The sequence below is a fragment of the Thalassospira profundimaris WP0211 genome (genome assembly GCF_000300275.1).
Classification (GTDB): Bacteria; Pseudomonadota; Alphaproteobacteria; order Rhodospirillales; family Thalassospiraceae; genus Thalassospira; species Thalassospira profundimaris.
In genome coordinates, this window is sequence record NZ_AMRN01000003.1 from 437,499 (window position 1) to 460,750 (window position 23,252).

Genomic DNA, 23,252 nt, shown 5'->3' on the forward strand with positions numbered 1-23,252 from the left:
GGTTAATCACCGGAGGCATCTGCGATCAATGCTGTGATCTGATCGCGGAGCCAGCGATAGAGGGGATGGGTGGTGGTGCGATCATGCCAGATCAGGGCCATGTCAAAACCTGTGACAGGCATCGGGGGATCAAATATCTGGATCTGACCGCTGCGACCGCAGGCAACCCGCCGGGGCACAAGGGCGATCATATCGCTGCGTGCGACGATTTCGGGGACAACAAGAAACCCCGGTGCAGACAGGGCAACGTTGCGTTTGCGTCCAAGTGCCGCAAGGGCATCATCCGCGGGCCCCTTAAATCCGCCGCCTTCGGGGGAAACCACGACATGGTCAAGTGCGCAAAAGCTATCAAGATCAAGTGGCTCGCTGATTGCCGGATGATCGCATCTGGCGATTGCGACATATTCCTCACGATAGATTTTGCGCATCCGAAGCGTTTCTGGCGCGGTTTCAGGCGTTGAAAGCGCAAGGCTGACATCACCGCGCGCCATCTGGCTATCAAGCATGGATGTGTTGATCGTGCGCCAGGCGACCTTGATCCCCGGTGCATCACGCCGCAAAACGTCAAGAAGCGGCATCAGGATCGCGTATTGCACATAGTCACTGGCGGCAATGGCGATGGTGGCGGTGATTGTTGATGGATCAAACGGACTGTTTTCCGCAACGACCCGGCGAACACCTTCCAGTGCCTGATGCAGCGGTTCTTGCAGTTCCAGTGCGCGTTCGGTCGGGATCATGCCGCGCTGTGCGGGTAGTAATAATGGATCGCCCAGCAAATCACGCAGGCGCGTCAGCCGGGTTGAAATCGCCGGCTGGCTGAGGTTCAGGCGCCTTGCCGCATGCGTGACATTGCGTTCGGCCAGCAGCGTGTCGAGTGTGACCAGCAGGTTCAGGTCAAGCTTGCTGATATCTGTCATATTTATACCAGATCAAAAATTATTGAATTTCAAAGATAGCAGAACATCAGGCCATGATCACGCATCGAACGTGATCCCCTTTGGAAAGGACGGCCCAATGTCGAATGTCTTGATTGTCCATGCCCATCCCGAACCCGCATCCCTGACCAGCGCATTAAAGGATGTTGCGGTTGAAACACTGCGTGCTGACGGCCACGCCGTGCAGGTTTCTGATCTTTATGCCATGGGATGGAAGCCGCTGGCTGATGCGCACGATTTCACCGAACGTCGTAATCCTGATCGGCTGATCTATGTGGCAGAGTCCAAAAATGCCTATGCGTCCGGCTTTCAGACGGCGGATATCGCCGCCGAACAGGATAAGCTTTTGTGGGCGGATGCGGTTTTGTTCAGCTTTCCACTGTGGTGGTTCGGCATGCCCGCCATCCTGAAAGGCTGGTTTGATCGGGTGTTCGCCTATGGCTTTGCTTATGGTGTCGGCGAACATAGTGAGACGCATTGGGGCGATCGATATGGCGAAGGCACGCTTGCCGGACGCCGCGCGATGCTGATTGTGCCGATTGGTGGACATTTGCCGCATTACAGTGACCGCGGTGTTAATGGCAGCATCGATGATGTGTTGTGGCCGATCCAGCATGGTGCGCTTTTCTATCCCGGTATGGATGTCATGCCGCCATTCCCGGTTTACAGCACCGATCGCATGGATGAGGACGGCTGGGCAGAAATCGAGACTGCGTTCAAGCAACGCCTTGCCGGTTTGTTCACCGATGATCCAATCCCGTACCGCACCCAAAATGGTGGCCATTATGATGGTAAGCAGCGCTTGAAACCGGAACTCGGTGGTGGGTCGGATGGCATCAACATGCATCTGGTGCGTGAAGGCGATCCCCAAGAAATCCTGCACGGGCAGGTCAGGCAATCACGCCGATTGGCATCCTAGATGATACTGAAAAGGGCCGGGGAAAATCCCGGCCCTTTTGATGTGATCTGTATATGAGGCGTTTAACCCGCGTCGCGTGCGGCGATGGCTTCGGCCTGACGGACCATGACCTCGGCCTGTTTGATGGATGCGATATCAATCAGACGACCATCAAGGGCCACGGCACCGGCGCCTTCGGACTGGGCCTTTTCCATCGCTTCGAGGATGCGCTTGGCCTTGGTGACTTCGGCGTCAGAAGGCGAATAGACCTCGTTGGCGAGGGTGATCTGGCTTGGGTGGATCGCCCATTTGCCCTCACAGCCCAGAACCATAGCGCGGGCCGACTGCGCGCGGTAACCATCCGGGTCAGAGAAATCCCCAAATGGACCATCAATCGGGCGCAGACCGTTGGCGCGGGCCGCAACCACCATGCGGGCAATGGCGTAATGCCACATGTCACCCCAGTGATAATCGCGCGGATTATCGCCATCCTTGTCGGTCAGAACGCCATAATGCGGGTTCGGGCCGCCAATGCCGGTTGTCATCGCCTTGGTCGAGGCGGCGTAATCGGCGACCCCGAAATGCAGGCTTTCATTGCGTGGGGAGCCTGCGGCAATTTCATGGATGTTTTGCATGCCAAGGGCGGTTTCAATGATCAGCTCAAACCCGATGCGCTTTTTGCGGCCCTTGGCCGTTTCGATCTGGGTTGCCATCATATCAAGGGCATAGACGTCGGCAGCGGTTCCGACCTTGGGGATCATGATCAGGTCAAGCCGGTCACCGGCCTGTTCAAGTACATCGACGACGTCACGATACATGTAATGGGTATCAAGACCATTGATGCGCACCGACAGGACCTTGTCGCCCCAGTCGATATCGTTGATGGCCTCGATGATGTTTTTGCGTGCCTGTTCCTTGTCACTGGGCGCAACGGCGTCTTCCAGATCAAGGAAAATGGCATCGGCCTTGGATTTCGCGGCCTTTTCAAACAGTTCGATCCGGCTGCCGGGAACGGCAAGTTCGGACCGGTTCAGGCGTGCCGGGGCCGGGGTCGGTGTGGTGAAGCTCATGGTAACGTTTCTCCAGAACCTGTCATTTCAATCAGTGCGTCGCAGGCGATGGATCCTCAATCGATCATCGCGCGAAGCATGTGGCGTATTCTTGCGTCCCGTTTTCGGGATCGTACCGTGGCCGCCGTGACAGTTATGTGGTCTGCGATCATTGTGCGTCGCAGTAATCCTGTGGGTAATTTAGGGTGCGGATGCGAATGCTGGCAAGTTTTAAAACACTTATGTCTCTAGTGCTTTCGGTGCACACGATCCGTAAATCAGAAAAACTCGAGATAAGCCGGATAAAGCAATAGCCCCTTAACCGGACTGTCGTTAGATTACCGGCGATACCGGGAACGCCATCGGTTGCGGGCCCTTAGACCCCATCAGCAGGTAGTATCGAACGCCCCATGCGTCGCGCTTATTCCATTGTTGTTTCTGCCGGACTGGCACCTGCCCTGATTTTGGGCGCGTGTCTGGTGCTGGCCGTTTCACCGACACTGGTGCCAGCCGAACTTTCCGGATTGGTCCGATACGGACCGTTTTTGCTTGCGGTGCTGGGCGGGGCGATTGGCTGGTGGTTTAACCGCGGGCGCGCGGTTTTTGTCATGGCTTTGCTGCTGGTTTGCTATTGGCTTCTGGTCGGTAATGGGGCCGGCATTTCGGCCGAGGGATTGGCGTTCCTGCGGGTCGCGACACTTTATCTGATCCCGATCAATCTGCTTTTGCTGGGCTTTACGGCCGAACGCGGTGTTTTAAACCCGCGCGGCATTGCCCGGATGCTGGTTCTGGGATTGCAGATCTTTGTCATGCTGATGCTGGCGGGCCAACCCGATGTCGGATCGGCGCTGCATCGCGTGCTCGATACGCGCTTTTTTGTCAGCACCGGTATTTTGGGCGCAATGCCCCATCCGGCGATGATCATATCGGTCATCGCGGTGGTCTTGCTTTTGATCCGGCACAAGCCGCTTGAAACCAGTTTTGCGGCCGCGATCATTGCGATTGATGTGGCAACGGTGATGGGCACCGGCATTATTCAATATGGATATCTGGCGGCAACCGGTGTGGTTCTGGCGGGGCTGGCGCAGGAAGCCTGGCGGATGGCATTCGTTGATGATCTGACCGGATTGCCCGGTCGGCGTGCCCTTGGTCATGCGATGGCGGAACTTGGCAATCAATATGCGATTGCGATGCTTGATGTTGATCACTTCAAGAAGTTCAACGACACCTACGGCCATGATGTTGGCGATATCGTTTTGAAAAAGGTTGCGCGGGAGCTTGCGCGCGTCGGCGGTGGTGGCAAGGCATACCGTTATGGCGGCGAAGAATTTGCCGTGCTGTTTGCCGGACGAAGTGCCGAACGTGCCGCAGAGCCACTTGATGCGCTGCGTAAACGGATTGCAGAGAACAAGATCACTCCGCCGGAAAAAAACAAATCCGTTTCCGTCACCATTTCAGTTGGTGTGTGCGAACGCGATGAAGACACCACCGACCCGTGGGCAGTCCTGAAAAGTGCGGACCAGAAGCTTTATCAGGCAAAGCAATCTGGCCGAAACCGGGTGGTGATTTAGCCTGGCCTAAAGTTCGTCGTATTTGAAAACAAGCCGCATCGAGCCCGCGGTATTGGCAAGGGTTGCCAGGCAGTTGGCGGCGCGTTCCGGCGGAATGGCGACGGCAAAGCGCAGGGTATAAATCCGCGCGTCCTTTTCATCGGTTGCCGATGCCGCCAGACGGACGATGTTGGCATTGTATTCAATAAAGATTTCCGACAGGCGCGCGATCAGGCCCGGCTGATCGATCCCCGAACATTCGATCAGATGGGTCGCACCCGGTGCCGTGGTCATTTCAGGGGCGGCGGCAATGGCTTCGACCGTGATGTCGGCATTGCCAAGGGAAAGCCCGCGCAGCACAGCCTCGCATTCGGATATCGGGCATTCGTCGGGAAGTTCGCAACTGGTTTCAAACTTCGCAACATCGCCGTCGAGCGAAAATGACGTTGGGCCAAGGTTTGTGCCGATATCAAACAGTCGTCCGGTGATATCGGAAATCAAACCGACGCGGTCATCGCAGGAAATGGTGATCCGGGTGTTGGCATTCATTGGTGCGCTCCGTCCTAGGTCCCTTATCGGGCTTTGCCCTTGTGATCAGCTGACCATAACACCGCAGCGATACAAGATGCAGTGATTTTGTCGATCGGATGGCTACGCGCCAAGGGTGTAGTACGTTGTGCAAAGGTGATTGGATGCGCCTTTGTTATCACAATCATATGATTGAACTGATACGCGATGATGGGCCGTATGCCTTCCTGTGACAGCAACAATTCGACGTTGAAATTCCACGTTGGTTAACAGGAGATAGGACCATGTCTGCGATCAAATCGTCTCTCATTGCCGTTGCGACTGCTGCCAGCCTGACCTTTGGCGCCATGTCTGCCAAAGCAGCTGACATCGTTGATACCGCCGTTGCCGCCGGTTCGTTCAACACGCTTGTAGCGGCCGTGCAGGCCGCCGGACTTGTCGATACGCTTAAAGGCGAAGGTCCGTTTACGGTCTTTGCGCCGACCGACGAAGCCTTTGCCAAACTGCCGGCAGGCACCGTTGAAGACCTTCTTAAGCCGGAAAACAAGGACAAGCTTGTTTCCATCCTGACCTATCATGTGGTGCCGGGCAAAGTGATGTCGGGTGACATCGCAGGCAAGGAAATGATGGTGGCCAGTGTCCAGGGTGACAGCATCGATGTGAATGCCATGAACGGTGTCATGGTCGATGAAGCCACTGTGGTCAATGCCGATATCGAAGCTGACAACGGTGTTATTCACGTGATCGACACCGTGATCATGCCGGGCATGTAATCCCGCACACACCGACATAAAGTCCCCGAAATAAGATACGAAGCCCGGTGCAAATATGTGCCGGGCTTTTTTCTGCTGGGGGTTGTTTGCAGATTGTGCGCCGGACCAAGCAAGCGCAAAGCAGGTGGGCGAAACAACAAAGGCCCGACGCAGTAACGTCGGGCCTTTGACTGGCGCGCCCGGAAGGATTCGAACCTCCGGCCTTCTGATTCGTAGTCAGATGCTCTATCCAGCTGAGCTACGGGCGCTTTTACGCTTGTATAAATGGTAAAGGCCCGACGCGGTAACGTCGAGCCTTTCACTGGCGCGCCCGGAAGGATTCGAACCTCCGGCCTTCTGATTCGTAGTCAGATGCTCTATCCAGCTGAGCTACGGGCGCTTGCCTTAATTTCCGGCGGTTTGCAAAGGTCTGCTCCCCGTCGGCGGAGCGGAACTTATGCAAACGAGCATGCCATTGCAAGCAGTAAATTTGAATTTTTGCCATTTTTTCACAGGGCGCAGTTTACCTGACTGCTACGCCCCTGTTTTGCCCGGCTTTGTCCGCTTTGAAGTGAATAAGGACAAGACTCGGCAAAAAAGGGGCAAATGCGTCTTGTTCCATAAGTGGTCGTAGACTAAGATGCTTTCAATCCCGGGGGAGCAGGGGCTTGTTTCACCTAGATAAAAAGGCAGGCCCAGGGAGATTCGCATATTTCTACTTAGGTAATAGATCGAAATGGCCGTTCGTAAAACCTACCTCGCCGTAATCGGCACCGCCCTGATGCTGGGGGGATGTTCTTTTTCTTCTGAGGCCCTGTGGCCGACACTTGCCGGTGAAGAGGAAACGACGCAGCAAAACGTCGTTGCCAATCAGCCTGTTGGTGCCGATGCCATCACCAGCTATGACGTTGCTGCAAGCACGGAACCGCTGACTGGGGTATCTCAGACCGGAACCTTTGTTGGTACCAAGGTCGAGAACATGCAGCAGGAGCTGAACCGTCTCAAATCCGCTTTGAGCAATCATAGCAACGAACTGCAGCAGCTGCGTGGACAGACCGTCGCGCACTCGCAGGCCTATCACGGCACGGTTGCCGCGATCAGTGCCCGTCTGCAGGTCGGCACCACGCCGGGTAACCCGGTTCTGGTGCAGCAGTGGAACACCGCACAGTCCGAACTGGACCGTGTGAATGATGACATTGCCGCGTTGAACTCGCTGGCCAACAAGGTTGCTGCCGACAGCACGCTGTCGACCTTCCTGCTTGAGTCGGTTCGTTCGGCCTATCAGGTTTCAGGCGCTGTTGACGAAGACCACCGTCAGCTGGCCCTGCTTGAAGACGAAACCAACCGCACCACGGTGCTGATTGATCGTCTTCTGAACGAAATCAGCGAAAGCCTTGCCCGTCAGACGTCTTATGTCAGCACAGAACGCGCGAACCTCAATGCGCTGGCTCTGGCTGTCAAGAATGGCGAGATCTTCGGGGATTCCCTTTCCAAGCGTGTCTTCCAGTCGCAGGCTGCACCGGCATCAAGCGGTCAGCGTATGGCAGCCGCACCAAGTGATCGTCCGCTTGTCGTGATCCGTTTTGACACGGCGAGCGTCAAGTACGAGCAGGCGTTGTATAACGCGGTGAACCGCGTTCTTGAACGTCGCCCGCAGGCAAGCTTTGATGTGGTTGCGGTGACACCGAATCGTGGTACCCCGGCGCAGGTTGCGCTGAATGCCAATAAATCCAAGCGCAACGCGCAGGCAGTTCTTCGGTCGCTGACCGATATGGGCATGCCAAGCTCGCGCGTGCGTGCTTCCGATGCGACCAGCGCATCTGTCTCGGCAAACGAGGTGCACGTCTTCGTGCGCTAAGTCCTGCCGGACACCTACGGATTTTAAGAACGGCTAGCGGGTGCTTCGGGAGATCGAAGCACCCGTTTTTTATTTCGGGTCATGCCGGTCAGGTTATTTCGCCTGATCCGGTCAGCCAGAAAAACAGAAGCCAGAAAACAGAAGGCTGATATGGGCGATCTGGTTAATCTGCGTCAGGCACGCAAACGCAAGCAACGCGACGAAAAGGCGCGCAAGGCTGATCAGAACCGCTTGCTGCACGGGCGCACGCGCGGCGAACGCACCCTGACTGAACATGAACGTCAGAACGCCGACAAACAGCATGATGGGCACAAGCGTGAAAAGCCGACCGGTGGTGAGGAAGACCAAGCCGCAGAGCTCAGCGAAAATAACGTGGTTTCAATCTTCGCATCTGATGACCCGTCCGACAGCGAAGTTAAATAGCGCCCCAACCAATCAAGTGAACAAGAAGATGCCGACTACATGCGCATAAACCGCGTGTGGTGCTTTGTTGGTTTGTAAGTTGTGATCAGGGGGCAGAGAACTGTTGCCCGCGTGTGACGTGCAGAGGCAATGGCATATTGCCATCGTTGCGGATCAAACGGGCAGGTGTCGGCCGTTGCACAAGGTGGCACGGCATCACCGGCAGTGCCGGGTATTCAAATCGCGGCTTCGGACATTGCATTCCGTTTGCCGGTCGCAAGTCTTCAGGCGCAGTGTGAACGGATCACGGGGATCAGTTCAGCAGCGTTTCCGCTTCGCGTTTGGCCTGATCAAGGGCCTCATCCCATCCCATCAACCAGTCTTCATGATCACGGCAATCAGACGGATAGGGGTTTTCGGTCAGGCGATGGGCATCGATCCCGGCCGAAAAACCTGAACCATAGGCCGAGTTCGGCAGGTGACGTTCCTGAACCACCGGCGCATGGGTTTCATAAAGGCTGTTGCGAAATGCCGGCAGCGAACACAGCACACCATCATCGATGCCAAGCGGGTAGGCCATCATCATGGCGGTGCCAAGCGAGGTGATCGAGAGTTCTTCGCCAGCCGTCATGCGGATCAAGCCAGCCAGTTGAAGATTGGCAATGGCATTGTCGATGCGGCGCTGCAAGTCAGGGCCGTCCTGGATGGCAACCTGATTGCCATAATCGTCGGTACAGAAAAGGGACAAGACACGGCGCAGCAACATGCTGCGATCAAGATTTGCCTCGGCGCTGCGCAGTACGGTCAGCATCAAGGTCGGGTCGCCAGGCGCGAAATCCATAGAACTGGACATTCATGGGCCTCCGTTCGGGTCTAAACGAATTCCCTCCCAAGTCGGCAGCGATTATCTCTTGGCCTTGCTCTCTCGGTCTTGATGGGGGCAAAGCCCTGCTGCTTTTTCTTATTATAGTTTGCAGATATGTTGCCAACTTGTGAAGACAAGATTTCGCTTATGCGGAATTTTTTGTTCTTGGTAGTGAACAAAAACACTTTCACGGCGTAACAATCTGAAAACAGGTGCCTATTGTCGTTGCTGCGTTGCAGCAGAATTTGGTGAAAATTTTTCCTGATTTGGTGTGGCTTGGGCCAGGTAGCAGCACTCTCGGCCTTGGTGCATCGGCGCAGATCGCCTCAGGTCGCGTTCTTGCCGGGTTTTGTGGCCGTGGACGCGGTCTTGCCATCCGGGTTTCGCCAGACGCGCACGCGATTGCGACCGCCTTCCTTGGCGGCGTACAGGGCCTTGTCGGCCTTCTCGATGATTTGCTCGGTCGTGCGGTTTTTGGTCATCGGTGCCGCGCCGATGGAGGCCGTGACTGGCAATATCGTTTCATCCGAGATGGCGACCGGGGATGCCTCGATCACGCGACGCAGGCGTTCGAGAACGCGCGCGCATTGCTTCATGTCGGCATTGGGCAGGCAGACGAGGAATTCCTCACCGCCATAGCGATATACTTTATCAAACGGGCGCACATGCGATTGCAGGATGCCAGCGACTGATTGCAAAACCAGATCACCTGCCTGATGACCATAGGTGTCGTTAACCGATTTAAAGTGATCAAGGTCGACCAGCGCGATCGCGGTAGGGACGCCGGTGCGGATCGCACGTTCGCGTTCGGCATTCAGGTCACCCATCATGGTCTGACGGTTATAGGTGCCCGTGAGAGGATCGACATCTGATCGCGCGGTGCGAAAGGCACGCTCCAGACGACGCAACTGAGCAAAAAACGATTCTGCGCGCAGGGCCATCATGTCGAACTCGGCCGAATCGACTTCGTGATCGACATCATGTGCGCTTAAAAGCCGTTTGGCCGACTCGTGAAGTTGCTGATGGGTGGTTGCCAGGGCGCGCATGGCGGGTTGGTCAATCAGGCGGTTATGGCGATTAAGCGCGTACCACGCCCCGAAATCACAATCATGATCGTCTTCGTCGGTGTCAGATGACGTCCCCGAATCCGCCAGAACCAGCTTGCGGTTCCAGCGCAGCAAAAGGGCGATATGTTCGCCAAGCGCCTTTTCAAGTTCGGCAAGAATGTCGCGTTCGGCATCGGCCATCCCGCCATCGGCAATGCTTTCGGGCATTTTATGGCCCTTGGATCTGCCTTTAGCTGGCGGGGTGTCTGCCTTGGCCGGTTGCGACTTGTCACTCATTCGGAAGGCCCGGATTGGTGTTACGAAAAGATTTCGCCAAAGGTCTGTTGTAACAGGCGATCAAGTTCCGCCATAGGAATATCGACGCCAAGATCTTTGAGGCTAGTGACCCCATGGTCGGAAATGCCACACGGCACGATTCCACCGAAATGCGTCAGGTCCGGGGCGACATTAATCGCAATGCCATGGAACGTCACCCAGCGGCGCACCCGAACGCCAATGGCGGCGATCTTGTCTTCGCGGCCATCATCGCGCACCACCCAGATGCCAACACGGCCATCACGCCGTTCGCCTTTGACGCCAAGCAGGGCCAGGGTGCGAATCACCCATTCTTCAAGGTTATGGACATAGACCCGGACATCGCGACCGCGATTCTTAAGGTCGAGCATCAGATAAACCGTGCGCTGACCCGGCCCGTGATAGGTATATTGCCCGCCGCGGCCCGCGTCATAGACCGGAAAGCGATCCGGATCGACGAGGTCCTCGGCATGGGCACTGGTGCCGGCGGTATAAAGCGGCGGATGTTCAAGAAACCAAACAAGTTCATGGGCTTCGCCAGCATGAATGGCCTCTGCGCGGGCTTCCATTTCTGCAAGGGCTTCGGGGTAGGAAACCAACTCCGGGGTGGTGCGCCACTCGGGGATTTGCGCGGTTGGGGCGTTGCTTTGCATTTTTCCTGTCAAATAAGTGAAATGAGCCCTTGATCAGGGGATACCAATTTGCTATCTCCCTTTCCGCACCAAGGCAAGCCCACTTAATTACCTCAAGGGCTTTGCTGCAAAACATATGCGGTCGTGGCGGAATTGGTAGACGCGCAGCGTTGAGGTCGCTGTGGGCTAACCCCCGTGGAAGTTCGAGTCTTCTCGACCGCACCATTATCTGGCCTCCCGTTCAATCGGGAAGGTCACGAAAAAGAACCCGTCAGCAATGGCGGGTTTTTTCGTTTGTGGACCTTCCCCATATATCCCCTACAATGGTTTGAATACGGCAATGGATCGGTTGGTGTGCGTCATCACGCGGTTGCGGCATAAACAATTGATTTATTGTGCGGTGCCGCGTTGAAAATTACGCAATGCAGCCCCTTGGCGAAGAATGAACTGAGTGCTTCAATCGCGGGCCAAACTCATTTAGTCTACCGGTCCCGCTAGAGTGAATTATCAGGATTTAACCGATTAACGGTTAATTTATGTAAATACCTGAAATCAAAGGTATTATAATGGCAAATAGAAATGACAAGCTGCGCGAAGCAGCTTTGGACTATCACCGGTATCCCACCCCGGGGAAATTGTCCGTAACGGCAACCACCACCCTTGCAAACCAGCGTGACCTTGCCCTGGCCTATTCGCCGGGCGTCGCGTTCGCGTGCGAGGAAATCGTCAAAAACCCCGATACCGCAGCTGATTACACTGCGCGCGGTAACCTGGTCGGGGTGATTTCGAACGGTACGGCGGTGCTTGGCCTTGGTCCGATTGGCCCGCTGGCCTCCAAGCCGGTGATGGAAGGCAAGGCGGTTCTGTTCAAGAAGTTCGCCAATATCGATGTTTTCGATTTGGAAGTGAACGAAACCGACCCGCAGAAATTTATCGATATCGTCGCAGCGCTGGAGCCGACTTTCGGGGGTGTTAACCTCGAAGACATTAAGGCACCGGAATGCTTCATCATCGAAGAGGCATTGCGCAAACGCTGCAACATTCCGATTTTCCACGATGACCAGCACGGTACGGCGATCTGTGTTGCCGCCGCGGTCCTCAATGGCCTGCGTGTGACCGGCAAGGACATCAACAAGGTCCGCCTTGTGACATCCGGGGCCGGTGCAGCCGCCTTGGCGTGTCTGAACCTTCTGGTTTCCATGGGTTTGCCCAAGCACAACATCACGGTCACTGACCGGTTCGGTGTGGTCTATAAGGGCCGGGCCGAGGAAATGGATCCGTGGAAGGCCGAATACGCGATTGAAACCAACGCGCGTACGTTGAGCGACGTGATCGAAGGGGCTGATATCTTCCTGGGTCTTTCGGCGCCGAACGTGATGGGCGAGGATGAGCTTCGCAAAATGGGCGAAGGCCCGATCATCATGGCGCTGGCCAACCCGACGCCGGAAGTTTCCCCGGAACTGGTCAAGGAAATCCGCCCGGATGCCGTAATGGCCACCGGTCGTACGGATTATCCGAACCAGGTGAACAACGTTCTTTGCTTCCCTTTCCTGTTCCGTGGCGCGCTTGATGTTGGCGCGACCGAGATCAACGAGGAAATGAAGATCGCCGCGGTCCATGCCATCGCCGATCTGGCAACTGCCGAGGTTTCAGACGTGGTGGCAACTGCCTATGGCGGGGAGGAACTTAAATTCGGTCCGGAATATCTTATCCCGAAGCCGTTTGATCCGCGCCTGATGCTGGAAATTCCGCCCCGTGTGGCCAAGGCCGCCATGGCAAGCGGTGTTGCCAAACGCCCAATCGAGGATTTCGACGAGTATCGTCAGCAGCTTGAAGGTTTCGTCTTCCGGTCCGGCCTTGTCATGAAGCCGGTGTTTGACGTGGCGCGCTCGCACAAGAAACGCGTGGTTTATCCCGAAGGCGAATCGCGCCGTGTTCTGCAGGCCTGTCAGGTGCTTGTCGATGACGGCATTTGTCATCCGGTGCTGATTGGTCGCCGCGAGGTTATCCTTGAACGGATTACCGAGCTTGGCCTGCGTCTTGTCCCCGATGAGCAGATTGAAATTCACGATCCTGATGACAATCCGCATTTCGAACAGGATTGGCAGGACTTCCACAACATCATGGGACGTCGCGGCATCAACCCGGAATATGCCCGGGCGATTGTGCGTACCCGTCCGACCGTGATCGCGGCCCTGATGCTGCGTCGCGGGGAAGTCGATGCGATGCTGTGCGGCTGTCAGGGCGGTTTCCTGCGCCATCTGCGCTATGTCCGCAATCTTGTCGGCCTGCGCAAAGGTGTGACCGATTTCTCCACGGTCAACATGATGATCATGAAGCAGGGGACGTTCTTCCTGACCGATACCTATGTGTCGGTCGATCCGACCCCGGAACATGTGGCAGAAACCACCATCATGGCCGCCGATGTGGTCAAGCGGTTCGGCATGACGCCAAAGGCCGCGTTGATTTCGCATTCCAACTTCGGCAGCCACGAAAACAAGTCTGCCTGCAAGATGCGTGATGCGCTTCAGCTGATCAGAACGCAGGCACCTGATCTTGAGGTCGAAGGCGAGATGCATGCGGATGCAGCCATTTCGCAGCCGATCCGTGACCGGATCTTCCCGCACTCGATGCTGAGCGGTTCGGCCAACCTTCTGGTCATGCCAACACTCGATGCGGCCAATATCTCGTACAACATGGTCAAGATGTTGGGCGACGGGCTTCCGGTTGGGCCGATCCTGGTCGGTGCGGCCAAATCAGCCCACGTCGTCAGCCCGTCGATCACCGTACGCGGTATTGTCAACATGACGGCGATTGCCGTTGTTGATGCCGTCACACGTACGCAGGAAAGCCAGTAACATACTCCCAGCCCCGTCTTGATCCCAAGCGGGGCTGGGGTGAATTGCTATCGCGCTCTTGACCGGGGCTATGTGATAGCGCAGAAACAGCCGTGCCGGGCGTTGGAACACAATGCCCGACACGGCGTTTAATCTTTTGCAGGAAAAATTGGCGGCTCATTAAACAGGGAGGGGCAGATGACAGGTCAAGTTGAAGAACTCGACCGGCCGGCGGAAAAGTCGTCTGGCGATGAATATGTCGATCTGACTCCCGAATATGCCCGCGAAATCTTTGATGCGCTGGGCGAAGAAGAAGGCAGCAAGGCTGCTGATCTTCTGGGCGAGTTGCACTTTGCCGATATTGCCGATTTGCTGGGTTGGGCAAGCTCCAACCAGCGTGAGTTGCTTGTCGATCTGATCCGGCCGGATTTTGATCCGGAATTCCTGACCGAACTTGATGATGAACTTCGTGAAGAAGTCATTGGTCTGCTTGGCACCGATGTGGTGGCCGAGGCCATCACCGAACTTGATTCCGATGACGTCGTCGAAGTCATCGAGGACTTTGACGAGGATGAGCAGCGCGAACTTCTTGGCGCGCTGTCGGATATCGAGCGTGCGCGCGTTGAAGAGGCGCTGTCTTATCCGGAATATACCGCCGGTCGTATCATGCAGCGCGAGCTGGTGGCGATCCCGGATTACTGGTCTGTCGGGCAAACCATTGATTTCCTGCGTTCCGCCAAAAGTCTGCCGGAAGATTTTTATGACATCATTGTCGTTGATCCGCGCTATAGCCCGGTCGGGATTGTGCCGCTGTCGCGTGTGATCCGGACAAACCGCCCGGTGCTGATCCGCGATGTGATGGAATCAGATGAAATGCGCACGGTCGTCGTGACCGAGGAACAGGAAAACGTCGCCCACCTGTTCCGTCAGCGCGACCTGATTTCCGCCCCGGTTGTGGATGACAGCGGACGGCTGGTCGGTGTGATCACGGTTGATGACGTCGTTGACGTTATCGACGAGGAATACGAAGAAGACATGATGCGCCTTGCCGGTGTTGGCGAGGAAGACGACCTTTCAAGTGCGATCTTTGCCACCACCCGATCACGTTTTACATGGCTTTTGGTTAATCTTGGCACTGCGATCATGGCATCGGTTGTGATCGGTTTGTTTGAAGGCACGATTGAAAAGCTTGTTGCGCTGGCTGTGCTGATGCCAATCGTCGCTTCTATGGGCGGTAATGCGGGCACGCAGACATTGACTGTGGCCGTGCGTGCGATTGCCACGCGTGAGCTGACCAGTACCAACGCATTGCGCGTGATCCGCAAGGAAGTCGCGGTGTGTGGCCTGAACGGTCTGGCCTTTGCCGTTCTTGCCGGGGCTGTGACGTGGTTCTGGTTTGATGACATGCTGCTTGGTGGTGTGATCGGCGTTGCCATGATCATCAACCTGCTGTTTGCCGGTCTGTTCGGGGCGCTGATCCCGCTTGGTCTGGAACGTGCGGGCATTGACCCGGCCGTCTCGTCGGCGGTTTTCCTGACGACGATTACCGATGTTGTCGGCTTTTTCGCCTTTCTGGGATTGGCGGCAGTCTTCCTGCTTTAGTCATCCGAACACCAAAAAAAACAAACCCCCGCAATCGATCTGATTGCGGGGGTTTTGTTTGATCGGAATGACAGGCTCAGGCTATCCCGATTTCGTGTCGCTGGCAGGCCGTGACTTGCCTTTGGCTGCCGATTTTGTCGGTTTCTGCTGTATCAGCAGTTCCATCGTATCGGCCGCATCACGCGGTGGCGACAGAAGGAAGCCTTGAATTTCATCGCATTCGGCCGCCTGAAGGGATGCCATCTGTTCTTCGGTTTCAACGCCAACGGCAACCACCTTACGGTTCAGGCTTTTGCACAACCGGATCGCTGGTTGCAGGACGCTGTTTTCGGGTTGTTCATCAAGTGCGACATTAAACAGCGACTTGGACAGTTTGATGCGCTGGACCGGGAAGCGTTTCAGATACCGCAGCGACGTGTTGCCCGCCGCAAAATGATCAAGCGTCAGGCCAATGCCCGCCTCCGAGAAACGATAGAATTGACCAAGGGCGCGTTCGGGATCGCGCATGACGATTTCTTCGGAGACCTCGATCTCGATCATTGCCGGATCAACTTCATGTTCGGCGGTCAGATCGGTGATGTTCTTGATCAGATCGGCCTGAATGAACTGGCGGCTTGAAACGTTAAGCGCAATCGGCACCGGGACATAGCCCTGACGGCGCCAGTCGGCGACCTGTTTGCAGACGGTTTCGATGATCCAGTGACCAAGGGGCGAAAGCAGGCCTGTCCGATCCGCAACCGCGATGAAATCGGGCGGCAGGCGGCGCTTGCCACTGTCATCAATCCAGCGCAGCAGCGCCTCGAACCCGGTAAGCGTGCGGTCCGATGTGCGATAGCGCGGCTGATATTCCAGAACAAAACGTTTTTCATCGACCGAACGGCGCAACTGCGTTTCCATCGACAGGCGCGCATGCATCACGTTGTTCATCGTCTCGACGAAGAAGCAATAAGATGATTCTGCGGATTTCTGGGCGCGATACATTGCCGCGTCGGCATTGGCCATCAATTGCGATGGTGCGCGTGCATCGTTGGGATAAAGTGCGACACCGACACTGACATGCAGGCGAATTTCATCGCCCGTGGTGGTCAGGATCGGTTGCGACATGGCTTCGACCACGCGTTCGGCGACAAGGGCTGCGCCCTCAGCCTCCGACAGGTCGGTTGCGATGATGGCAAACATATCGCCCGAGAACCTGGCACAGGTATCCTTTTCGCGCACGGTCGCACGCAGGCGCCCGGAAATGGTGCGCAGCGTTTCATCGCCGACATCCGCCCCGAACCGGTCATTGATCGCCCGGAAATTGTCGATATCGACGACAAGAACCGACAGAAGCTTTTCATAGCGTTTGGCATGGGCAACCGCCTGATTGAGGCGATCCTCAAACAGGGCATGGTTGGGAAGGCCGGTCAGCGGATCATGCGTCGCCAGATACCGCAATCGGTTGACCGATGCATTGGCAGCCGGATTGTGATGCAAGGTGATGTCAACACAGTCCGGATGGGTCGTGGAGGGCCGCATTGTCAGATCGCAGACGACATGCACACCCTCGGCACTGCGGACGATCCATTCACGCCTGAGTTCGTCATCGCCACGGTTGATCGCCAGCAGCATCTTTTCCTGCGAACGCCGGGATGCGGTGCCATCCGACTGGAATTCCGGTGCCAGATTATAAAACCGGATAAAGCCGTAATCCTCTTCGCGCAAATCAAAGAATTCGGCGGTTTCCGGCGACATTGATTTCAGATGACCGTCAAGCTTGGTGATCGAAAGCGACAGGTCACTGATGTCATCGCCAGCATGGATGTGATGAACCGTGCGGCGCATTGCCATTTTCTGCCGGTTGCTCAGCAGGAAGACAATCGTCGTGAACAAAATGGTCGTCAGTGCACCGAATATCAGGATCAGTTCGGGATTGATCGTGCTGTGCGCCAGTTGCGGATCGGCAATGACATCGACCTGCCATTGGCGGCCAACCACATCAAAGGCGACTGTGCGCTGAAGGGTTTCATCGTCACCTTCGCCGCGGATTTCAAACAGAACGGTGTCACCTTCGCGGACACGGACGGTGTAATCTTCGACCTGTTCGGTATTGATCACCGCCGCCAGCATGGAGCGAATGCGAAACGCCCCGTTGATGATCCCGATAATCTCGCCATCGCGGCCCAGAACCGGGGTATAGGCCGCAAAGCCGCGCCCGCCCTGCATGAGCTCAAGCGTTGGTGTGATCTGGGTGCGGCGTTGATCAAGCGCGATATCAAGAACCGGACCAGCAAGCGGATGGCGTTTGAGATCCGCCCCCATGGCCGGAACGTTGCCCTTGATCGGGGCGACATACAAAATGATGTAGTTCGGCGTTATCCAGTTGATCGCCTGGAGTGCCGGGAAGCGGCTTTGAAGCGGGGTCGCAATCGAAAGATAGTCTCTTTCGTCCTCGGGCGGGCCGCCTTGCCAATTGTCGGCAAAGCTTTCGAGCACCGCGAGGTTATTGTTCACAATGGCTTTGATCTGCTGGGAAACGGAATTTGCCGTAATCTGGCCCGCAGATTGAAGGATTACGCGGCGATCGCTTTCAACCATTTGCCAAATCAGATAGGTGACAGATGCGAAGAAAACAGCCGTCAGAAAACCAGCCGCCAACGCCCGTTTTTTCAGGCGTGACGTTTGTTTGGTTGCGTTTTCCTCAGCGTGCTTTGTTTCTTCTTCCATCTCTCCCCCAAACACAACGACCCTTGCTGATCCTCCCCGATCAGGATGTGTGTGCATACGGTTATCACCAGTAAACATCCATGCACCGATGGATAAAGATGCCAGTGTATTTTGCTGGCCGATAACCGGTACTATTTGTTTATGGTGTTATTCTTACACGACTTTAAGGGGTTGGTCGCCTGCATTTACGGATTAATTTTCGACGGTAATTGCCAAAAACTGTTCCGGGACAGGGTTTTGATACAGGTTTGGCGATAATAAATCCGTGTTAGCCCCTGTTCTGAAAACGTGAAGTGTTGTATCTGAGGCGGAAATCCGGCACCCGCAGTAAAGGCCGGTCATTGTGTGACAAAGATCACCCCCAGAGAGAGTCCATGAAACACCATAACCGCAATCCCCGTGCACGGGGAGGACGCAAACGTCAGCCATCCCGGCGTGATCCGCTGATCGGGTTTGAAGCAGACGTCACCATCGAACAGATCGGTGCGCGCGGCGATGGCATTGCCCATGTCGCGACACCCGATGGAAAGTCGGTTTTGATCTATGTGGATTGCGTGTTGCCGGGTGATCAGGTGCGCGTTGCCCTTCGCCAGAAACGCGGCGACGGGTATGGGGCCGAGGTGGTTGCCGAAATCGCACGATCAAGCGGCTATAACACGCCACGCTGTGCGCATTTCAAGGAATGCGGGGGCTGCGCCCTGCAGCACATGAACGATGACGACTATCGCACCTGGAAACGTGACAAGGCCTTGGTCGCCGTTCAGCGGGCTGGCATTGATCCGCAAGATGCCGAAACGCTTGTCGGGGATGTGGAGATTTCACCGCCGGCAAGTCGCCGTCGTGCCGGCTTTTCGGTGCATGTCGGGGCAACGGGCGTTTTTGTCGGTTTCCATGGCCGGTTCAGTCATACGGTTCTGAATGTGCCCGACTGTGCGGTTTTGCGTCCGGAACTGATGGCGTTTCGTGAAGCATTTGTCATGTTCCTTGAAGCCTGCCCGCCGGAACATGCACGCGACATCAAGGAAGTTTTTGTCACCCTGACCGATAGTGGTCTGGATGTGCTTATTCAGGCAAGCAACGATCCCGACCTTGATATGCGACAGGATCTGGCGGAATTCGCGGAAGCGCAAAATATCGCCCGGCTGAGCTGGAAAACCGGGGATCGTCCTGATGAACCGGTTGCTGCGCGTCATTTGCCGGTTGTCCGTTTTGAAGGTGTCGAAGTGGCGATTGCGCCGGGCGGTTTCTTGCAGGCCACACAGGACGGGGAACAGGCACTGGTTGCGGCCATCAAGTCGGCATTGGCCGATATCGCGCCGAAAAACGTTGCCGATCTTTTTTGCGGTGTGGGCAGTTTTACATTTTCACTGGCCCTTTCGGGCAAACGGCGTTCGGTCACGGCTGTGGAAAGCGATCCGCGGGCCGTGGAGTTACTGCAATATGCGGTTGGACAATCGGGTAGCCCGGTCAAAGTCGTAAAGCGCGATCTGTTTCGCCAGCCGCTTGTTGGTGATGAACTGAGCAGCTTTGACCTTGTGGTGTTTGATCCGCCGCGTGCCGGGGCCCTTGCCCAGTCAGAGACGCTTGCCGTCGACGGGCCGGAATGGATCATTGCCGTATCATGCAATCCGGCGACGTTTAGCCGTGACATGCGGGTTCTTCGGAATGGCGGCTATGAAATCACCAAAGTCGTGCCGGTCGATCAGTTCCTGTGGTCGTCACATCTTGAATTATTCGCCATTTTGCGCCGCGTTTCTGCCGGTTGACGCCGTTTGCAGAGCGGTGCGCTTTGGGGCTTAATTTTTATTCACTGATATACTATACTATCAGTTGGTATTTCCGCCGGACACCAGGATGGTCAGGTTGGCAAGGGATTGAAATTGATCAGTCCCTTTGCCCGTGCAGCACGTAGTTGTTTTGCCGGCTTGTTTGAGCGGAAAAACAATGGAACCACTGGCCAGTCAGTTGCCGATTTATACCAGTACTGCGCGTGCAATAGCCCCGCAGAACCGGTTGATTGCGTCTGAAGGCAGCCAGTTCTCCGCTAACAATCAAAACACAAACCGCAATACTGACCCGCTTCGCAGCGCAGGTTCTACCAATGCGCAACTAAACCGGTCTTTGGGCAGTGCGGGTGAACTTCTTGGTCAGGCATCAAGCGATCTTTCTCGGATTGGCGATGCGCTTGACGAAATTGACGCGCTTGTCACGGTCGCGGAAGAAAACAGCGACCTGTCCACACAGCAACGCGCCCAGTTAAACGCACAGATCGAAGATTATCTGACCCGGATCGACGATATCGCGGCCAATAGCAATTTTGAGGGTCGAGATCTTCTGGCATCGGATCAGACAATTACGCTGCAGGTTGGCAGCGGTACATCATCAGACAATCGTATTGATGTGACGTTGTCGGCTTCGAGTTCCGAAGATCTGGCGACCGGCCTTTCGGCGATAAATGTTTCCGACAGCACGGGCGTTTCCAATGCGCGTGCGTTGGTGGACGAGGCGCAGCAAGCGCTTCGTGAGCGCGAGATTTCCGTTTCTGCCGATCAGGGGAGCCTGCGAACAGCGCAGGACCAGAACCGTGTTTCGCAGGTTGCGGGTGAAAACATTGTCCAGGCGCAACTGGCGGCATCGGCACCATCTGGTCGCGAGGATGCGCAGGCAAACATTGCGCAAAACCTGCAGGCCTATCTTGGCGATATTTCCGCACAGCTTGCCAACCAGACCGTCGCGGTGGGTGGTATCGCCTTGCCAGAACCGCGCCCTGATCCTGTGCCCGAACAGGAAGAATATCCGTTCTTCGACCCGACCGCCGAAGACGACGATCCGAGCCAATCACAAGACTTCCTTGGCCAAGCGGTTCCAGACAGCGCAACAACCCGGCCTTTGGCAAGCACCGGATTTGGCGGATATGACAGCGGTGGCAATGGAACATCGGGCGGCAGTGGTAGTGCGGATCGTCCGGCCAATCGGATTTCTGTCGAAGCGTGAGCCTGATCTTGGTTTCCGAGGTGATCAACAGAAGGCGTTTTATCCTTCGACATTCTCGCCTTCATAGATACCCCAGAACCCGTGGCGGGGCGCCCAGCCTTCGAAATCACCAAACCGCAACTGACACCAATCGACCGTCGCCGGGCAGTCTTCGATGCGGCCAATCACACTTGCCGAGACCAGCGCAATCTTGCGGGCATTCTTGTCGGCGGCGGAATAGAGCGTGATGTTTTCATCGGTCACGATGACGTGGCGCGACCCGATCAGAAGGCTTTGATGAACCCAGCCTTCGCTGCCTTCCCAGTCACGCACCTTTCGCCAGGTATCGAATTCTGACACCACTTCCATCGGCATATTGCGACGGTGATAAATCCAGACTTTCGGATATCGCAGGCCGGGGCCAGAGCGCAAAAATACCTTGTCAGAGCGCAGCGCGACAAATCGCGGGATCGGCAGGCCCGATTCCTGTGCGCTGGCCACGATCGGAGCGGTCAGACTGCCAAGAATCGCCAAGGCCATGAAGCGATACAGAAATTTGCGCAAAACCTGCGGCATCTTGTTGGTATTCCTTCATTTATTCCATTTGCGCTGGTTTTGTAATAATTCGCTGTTGCGAAATAAAATTACAAAAAGTGCGTCAAAATTCTTGCTTTTGTACCTTACGGCATGGCATCACTGCACTGCGGCAGGGCACAAAAATGCACCATGCCTTATTTTGTCTGAAAAAGAGTTAAAAGACCGCATAGGATCGGCACATGACCAAGAAAAAACCGCTTGTCGTCGTGACCCGGAAACTGCCGGAAGCGATTGAAACCCGCATGATGGAACTGTTTGACGCGCGTCTGAATATCGATGATGCGCCGATGAGCAAGCAGGAACTGATTGATGCGGTCAAGGAAGCCGATGTGCTGGTGCCAACCGTCACCGACAAGATCGATGCGGCAGTTCTGGCCCATGCGGGTCCCAATCTGCGCCTGATTGCCAATTTCGGCACCGGTGTCGATCATGTCGATCTGCAAACTGCCCGTTCGCGTGGCATTACGGTCACCAACACGCCCGATGTCCTGACCGAGGATACCGCGGATATGACCATGGCGCTGATCTTGTCGGTATCGCGCCGCCTGGCAGAGGGCGAGCGCCTCATTCGCAAGGGCGAATGGGCGGGCTGGGGCCCGACGCTTATGCTCGGTCATCGCATCTGGGGCAAGCGCCTTGGCATTGTCGGCATGGGCCGTATCGGCCGCGCGCTGGCACGCCGGGCAAAGGGTTTTGGCCTTTCGGTGCATTACCATAACCGTCGCCGTGTGCATCCCGATATTGAAGAAGAACTGGATGCGACCTATTGGGAAAGCCTTGATCAGATGCTGGCCCATGTTGACGTCATTTCGGTCAACTGCCCGCATACGCCTGCGACCTATCATTTGCTGTCGGCGCGTCGTCTTAAACTGATGCAACCGCATGCCATTCTGGTCAACACCGCACGCGGCGAAATCGTTGACGAACCGGCCCTGACCCGGATGCTGGCCGATGGTGAAATCGCCGGTGCCGGACTGGACGTGTTTGAACACGAACCGGCGGTGAACCCGAAGCTTCTGGAACTGCAAAATGCGGTTCTGTTGCCGCATATGGGATCGGCCACCATCGAAGGCCGCGTTGACATGGGCGAAAAGGTCCTGATCAATATCAAGACGTTTGTTGACGGTCACACACCACCAGATCGCGTGATCGAAGGATTGCTGTAGGCTGCTTTCCATAATGATTTCAAAGGGGTGATGGCGCGTACATCACCCCTTTTTTCATACACTCCCCATATGTGGATGGTGTGACGTGGCCGTTACAGGCATTTTCCCCGGCATTAAACCAAACCGGTTTCAATTTCGGGATGTATGCAAATGGTAAGACGGCCAAAAACGCTTGTTGCTGATCTGGGTGTCGCGACCCCGGCAAATGACGACGTCGCGGCCGGGCTTGCAACACGCGAAGTCGTCTTGCACGGGCCATGTGTGGTATCAGGCATCCAAAGCCGTCACGCCGAAGAGATTGTCTTTGTGCGTTCCGGAACCGTCATGGTCAGTGATGGCGACGGGAATGTATATGAAAGCCACTACGGCTGCATTTCGGTCCTTCAGGGGCAGCGTTACCATCTTCATGTCAATGCCGGCCAAACCGCCAAACTTTTGATCCTTGCTGTGCCGTCTGTTCAGGATCCGGAACAGTTTTCTGCCTTGCAGATCGCCAAGACCAGAGTTCGCGATATGATCCTGCGCGAGAAGTGCAAGTGAT

The 23,252-nt window shown here is 55.9% G+C and carries 19 protein-coding genes and 3 tRNA genes; 12 read left to right on the plus strand and 10 right to left on the minus strand.

All coding sequences use genetic code 11. The annotated features are described in order from the left end of the window. Window positions 1-2 precede the first annotated feature (2 nt). Window positions 3-917, minus strand: coding sequence for a LysR family transcriptional regulator (locus tag TH2_RS08730; protein WP_008890054.1), 915 nt, complete (start codon window positions 915-917; stop codon window positions 3-5). Between the two features lie 97 nt (window positions 918-1,014). On the opposite strand from TH2_RS08730, the gene TH2_RS08735 reads away from it, so the two are divergent. Continuing rightward, a complete protein-coding gene (locus TH2_RS08735) occupies window positions 1,015-1,854 on the plus strand; it encodes an NAD(P)H-dependent oxidoreductase (protein ID WP_008890055.1) in 840 nt (279 codons plus the stop codon). Window positions 1,855-1,916: 62 nt separating this feature from the next. Here TH2_RS08735 and TH2_RS08740 read toward each other — a convergent pair whose 3' ends face one another. Continuing rightward, window positions 1,917-2,903, minus strand: a complete 987-nt coding sequence (locus tag TH2_RS08740) for an HpcH/HpaI aldolase/citrate lyase family protein (protein WP_008890056.1) — start codon at window positions 2,901-2,903, stop codon at window positions 1,917-1,919. 389 nt (window positions 2,904-3,292) lie between these two features. Here TH2_RS08740 and TH2_RS08745 point away from each other — a divergent pair, with 389 nt between their 5' ends. After that, entirely contained in the window at window positions 3,293-4,453 is a 1,161-nt protein-coding gene (locus TH2_RS08745; RefSeq protein ID WP_008890057.1) for a GGDEF domain-containing protein, read from the plus strand. Between the two features lie 6 nt (window positions 4,454-4,459). On the opposite strand, the gene TH2_RS08750 is transcribed toward TH2_RS08745, so the two are convergent. Continuing rightward, window positions 4,460-4,981 carry a glycine cleavage system transcriptional repressor gene (locus TH2_RS08750; protein WP_008890058.1) on the minus strand — a complete coding sequence of 174 codons (522 nt, stop codon included), beginning with the start codon at window positions 4,979-4,981 and terminating at the stop codon, window positions 4,460-4,462. Window positions 4,982-5,244: 263 nt separating this feature from the next. On the opposite strand from TH2_RS08750, the gene TH2_RS08755 reads away from it, so the two are divergent. Further along, on the plus strand, window positions 5,245-5,733 hold the full coding sequence (locus tag TH2_RS08755) for a fasciclin domain-containing protein (RefSeq protein ID WP_008890059.1): 489 nt from the start codon (window positions 5,245-5,247) through the stop codon (window positions 5,731-5,733). 171 nt (window positions 5,734-5,904) lie between these two features. On the opposite strand, the gene TH2_RS08760 is transcribed toward TH2_RS08755, so the two are convergent. Both TH2_RS08760 and TH2_RS08765 read right to left on the minus strand, forming a co-directional pair. Next, a tRNA-Arg gene (locus tag TH2_RS08760) sits at window positions 5,905-5,981 on the minus strand. Window positions 5,982-6,035: 54 nt separating this feature from the next. Beyond that, window positions 6,036-6,112 (minus strand) — tRNA-Arg (locus tag TH2_RS08765). Between the two features lie 336 nt (window positions 6,113-6,448). On the opposite strand from TH2_RS08765, the gene TH2_RS08770 reads away from it, so the two are divergent. Both TH2_RS08770 and TH2_RS08775 read left to right on the plus strand, forming a co-directional pair. After that, window positions 6,449-7,570, plus strand: a complete 1,122-nt coding sequence (locus tag TH2_RS08770; RefSeq protein WP_008890060.1) for an OmpA family protein — start codon at window positions 6,449-6,451, stop codon at window positions 7,568-7,570. A gap of 150 nt (window positions 7,571-7,720) precedes the next feature. Then, complete coding sequence (locus TH2_RS08775; protein ID WP_008890061.1) at window positions 7,721-7,993, plus strand: DUF4169 family protein; 273 nt, start codon at window positions 7,721-7,723, stop codon at window positions 7,991-7,993. A 292-nt stretch (window positions 7,994-8,285) separates the two neighbouring features. On the opposite strand, the gene TH2_RS08780 is transcribed toward TH2_RS08775, so the two are convergent. The 3 genes from TH2_RS08780 to lipB form a co-directional block, all read right to left on the minus strand. After that, entirely contained in the window at window positions 8,286-8,825 is a 540-nt protein-coding gene (locus TH2_RS08780; RefSeq protein WP_120225574.1) for a hypothetical protein, read from the minus strand. Window positions 8,826-9,163: 338 nt separating this feature from the next. Next, complete coding sequence (locus TH2_RS08785; protein WP_051007606.1) at window positions 9,164-10,180, minus strand: diguanylate cyclase; 1,017 nt, start codon at window positions 10,178-10,180, stop codon at window positions 9,164-9,166. 20 nt (window positions 10,181-10,200) lie between these two features. After that, window positions 10,201-10,851, minus strand: a complete 651-nt coding sequence (lipB, locus tag TH2_RS08790; protein ID WP_008890064.1) for a lipoyl(octanoyl) transferase LipB — start codon at window positions 10,849-10,851, stop codon at window positions 10,201-10,203. Between the two features lie 117 nt (window positions 10,852-10,968). Between lipB and TH2_RS08795 the strand changes: the two genes are divergently transcribed. From TH2_RS08795 to mgtE, 3 genes are all read left to right on the plus strand, one after another. Beyond that, window positions 10,969-11,055: transfer RNA gene (locus tag TH2_RS08795), tRNA-Leu, on the plus strand. A 341-nt stretch (window positions 11,056-11,396) separates the two neighbouring features. Beyond that, window positions 11,397-13,688 (plus strand): NADP-dependent malic enzyme, encoded by a 2,292-nt coding sequence (locus TH2_RS08800; protein ID WP_008890065.1) that lies wholly within the window; start codon window positions 11,397-11,399, stop codon window positions 13,686-13,688. Between the two features lie 177 nt (window positions 13,689-13,865). Further along, window positions 13,866-15,269, plus strand: a complete 1,404-nt coding sequence (mgtE, locus tag TH2_RS08805; protein ID WP_008890066.1) for a magnesium transporter — start codon at window positions 13,866-13,868, stop codon at window positions 15,267-15,269. 81 nt (window positions 15,270-15,350) lie between these two features. Here the strand turns inward: mgtE and TH2_RS08810 are convergent, their stop codons facing one another. Continuing rightward, complete coding sequence (locus TH2_RS08810; RefSeq protein WP_008890067.1) at window positions 15,351-17,975, minus strand: bifunctional diguanylate cyclase/phosphodiesterase; 2,625 nt, start codon at window positions 17,973-17,975, stop codon at window positions 15,351-15,353. A 374-nt stretch (window positions 17,976-18,349) separates the two neighbouring features. On the opposite strand from TH2_RS08810, the gene TH2_RS08815 reads away from it, so the two are divergent. Beyond that, window positions 18,350-19,741 (plus strand): class I SAM-dependent RNA methyltransferase, encoded by a 1,392-nt coding sequence (locus TH2_RS08815; protein WP_008890068.1) that lies wholly within the window; start codon window positions 18,350-18,352, stop codon window positions 19,739-19,741. Between the two features lie 178 nt (window positions 19,742-19,919). Beyond that, window positions 19,920-20,969 carry a flagellin N-terminal helical domain-containing protein gene (locus tag TH2_RS08820; protein WP_008890069.1) on the plus strand — a complete coding sequence of 350 codons (1,050 nt, stop codon included), beginning with the start codon at window positions 19,920-19,922 and terminating at the stop codon, window positions 20,967-20,969. A gap of 39 nt (window positions 20,970-21,008) precedes the next feature. Here TH2_RS08820 and TH2_RS08825 read toward each other — a convergent pair whose 3' ends face one another. Next, a complete protein-coding gene (locus TH2_RS08825; protein WP_008890070.1) occupies window positions 21,009-21,524 on the minus strand; it encodes an SH3 domain-containing protein in 516 nt (171 codons plus the stop codon). Window positions 21,525-21,724: 200 nt separating this feature from the next. Between TH2_RS08825 and TH2_RS08830 the strand changes: the two genes are divergently transcribed. Next, window positions 21,725-22,711, plus strand: coding sequence for a 2-hydroxyacid dehydrogenase (locus TH2_RS08830; RefSeq protein ID WP_008890071.1), 987 nt, complete (start codon window positions 21,725-21,727; stop codon window positions 22,709-22,711). A gap of 150 nt (window positions 22,712-22,861) precedes the next feature. Then, window positions 22,862-23,251, plus strand: a complete 390-nt coding sequence (locus tag TH2_RS08835) for a hypothetical protein (RefSeq protein ID WP_008890072.1) — start codon at window positions 22,862-22,864, stop codon at window positions 23,249-23,251. The last annotated feature ends 1 nt before the right edge of the window (window position 23,252 follow it).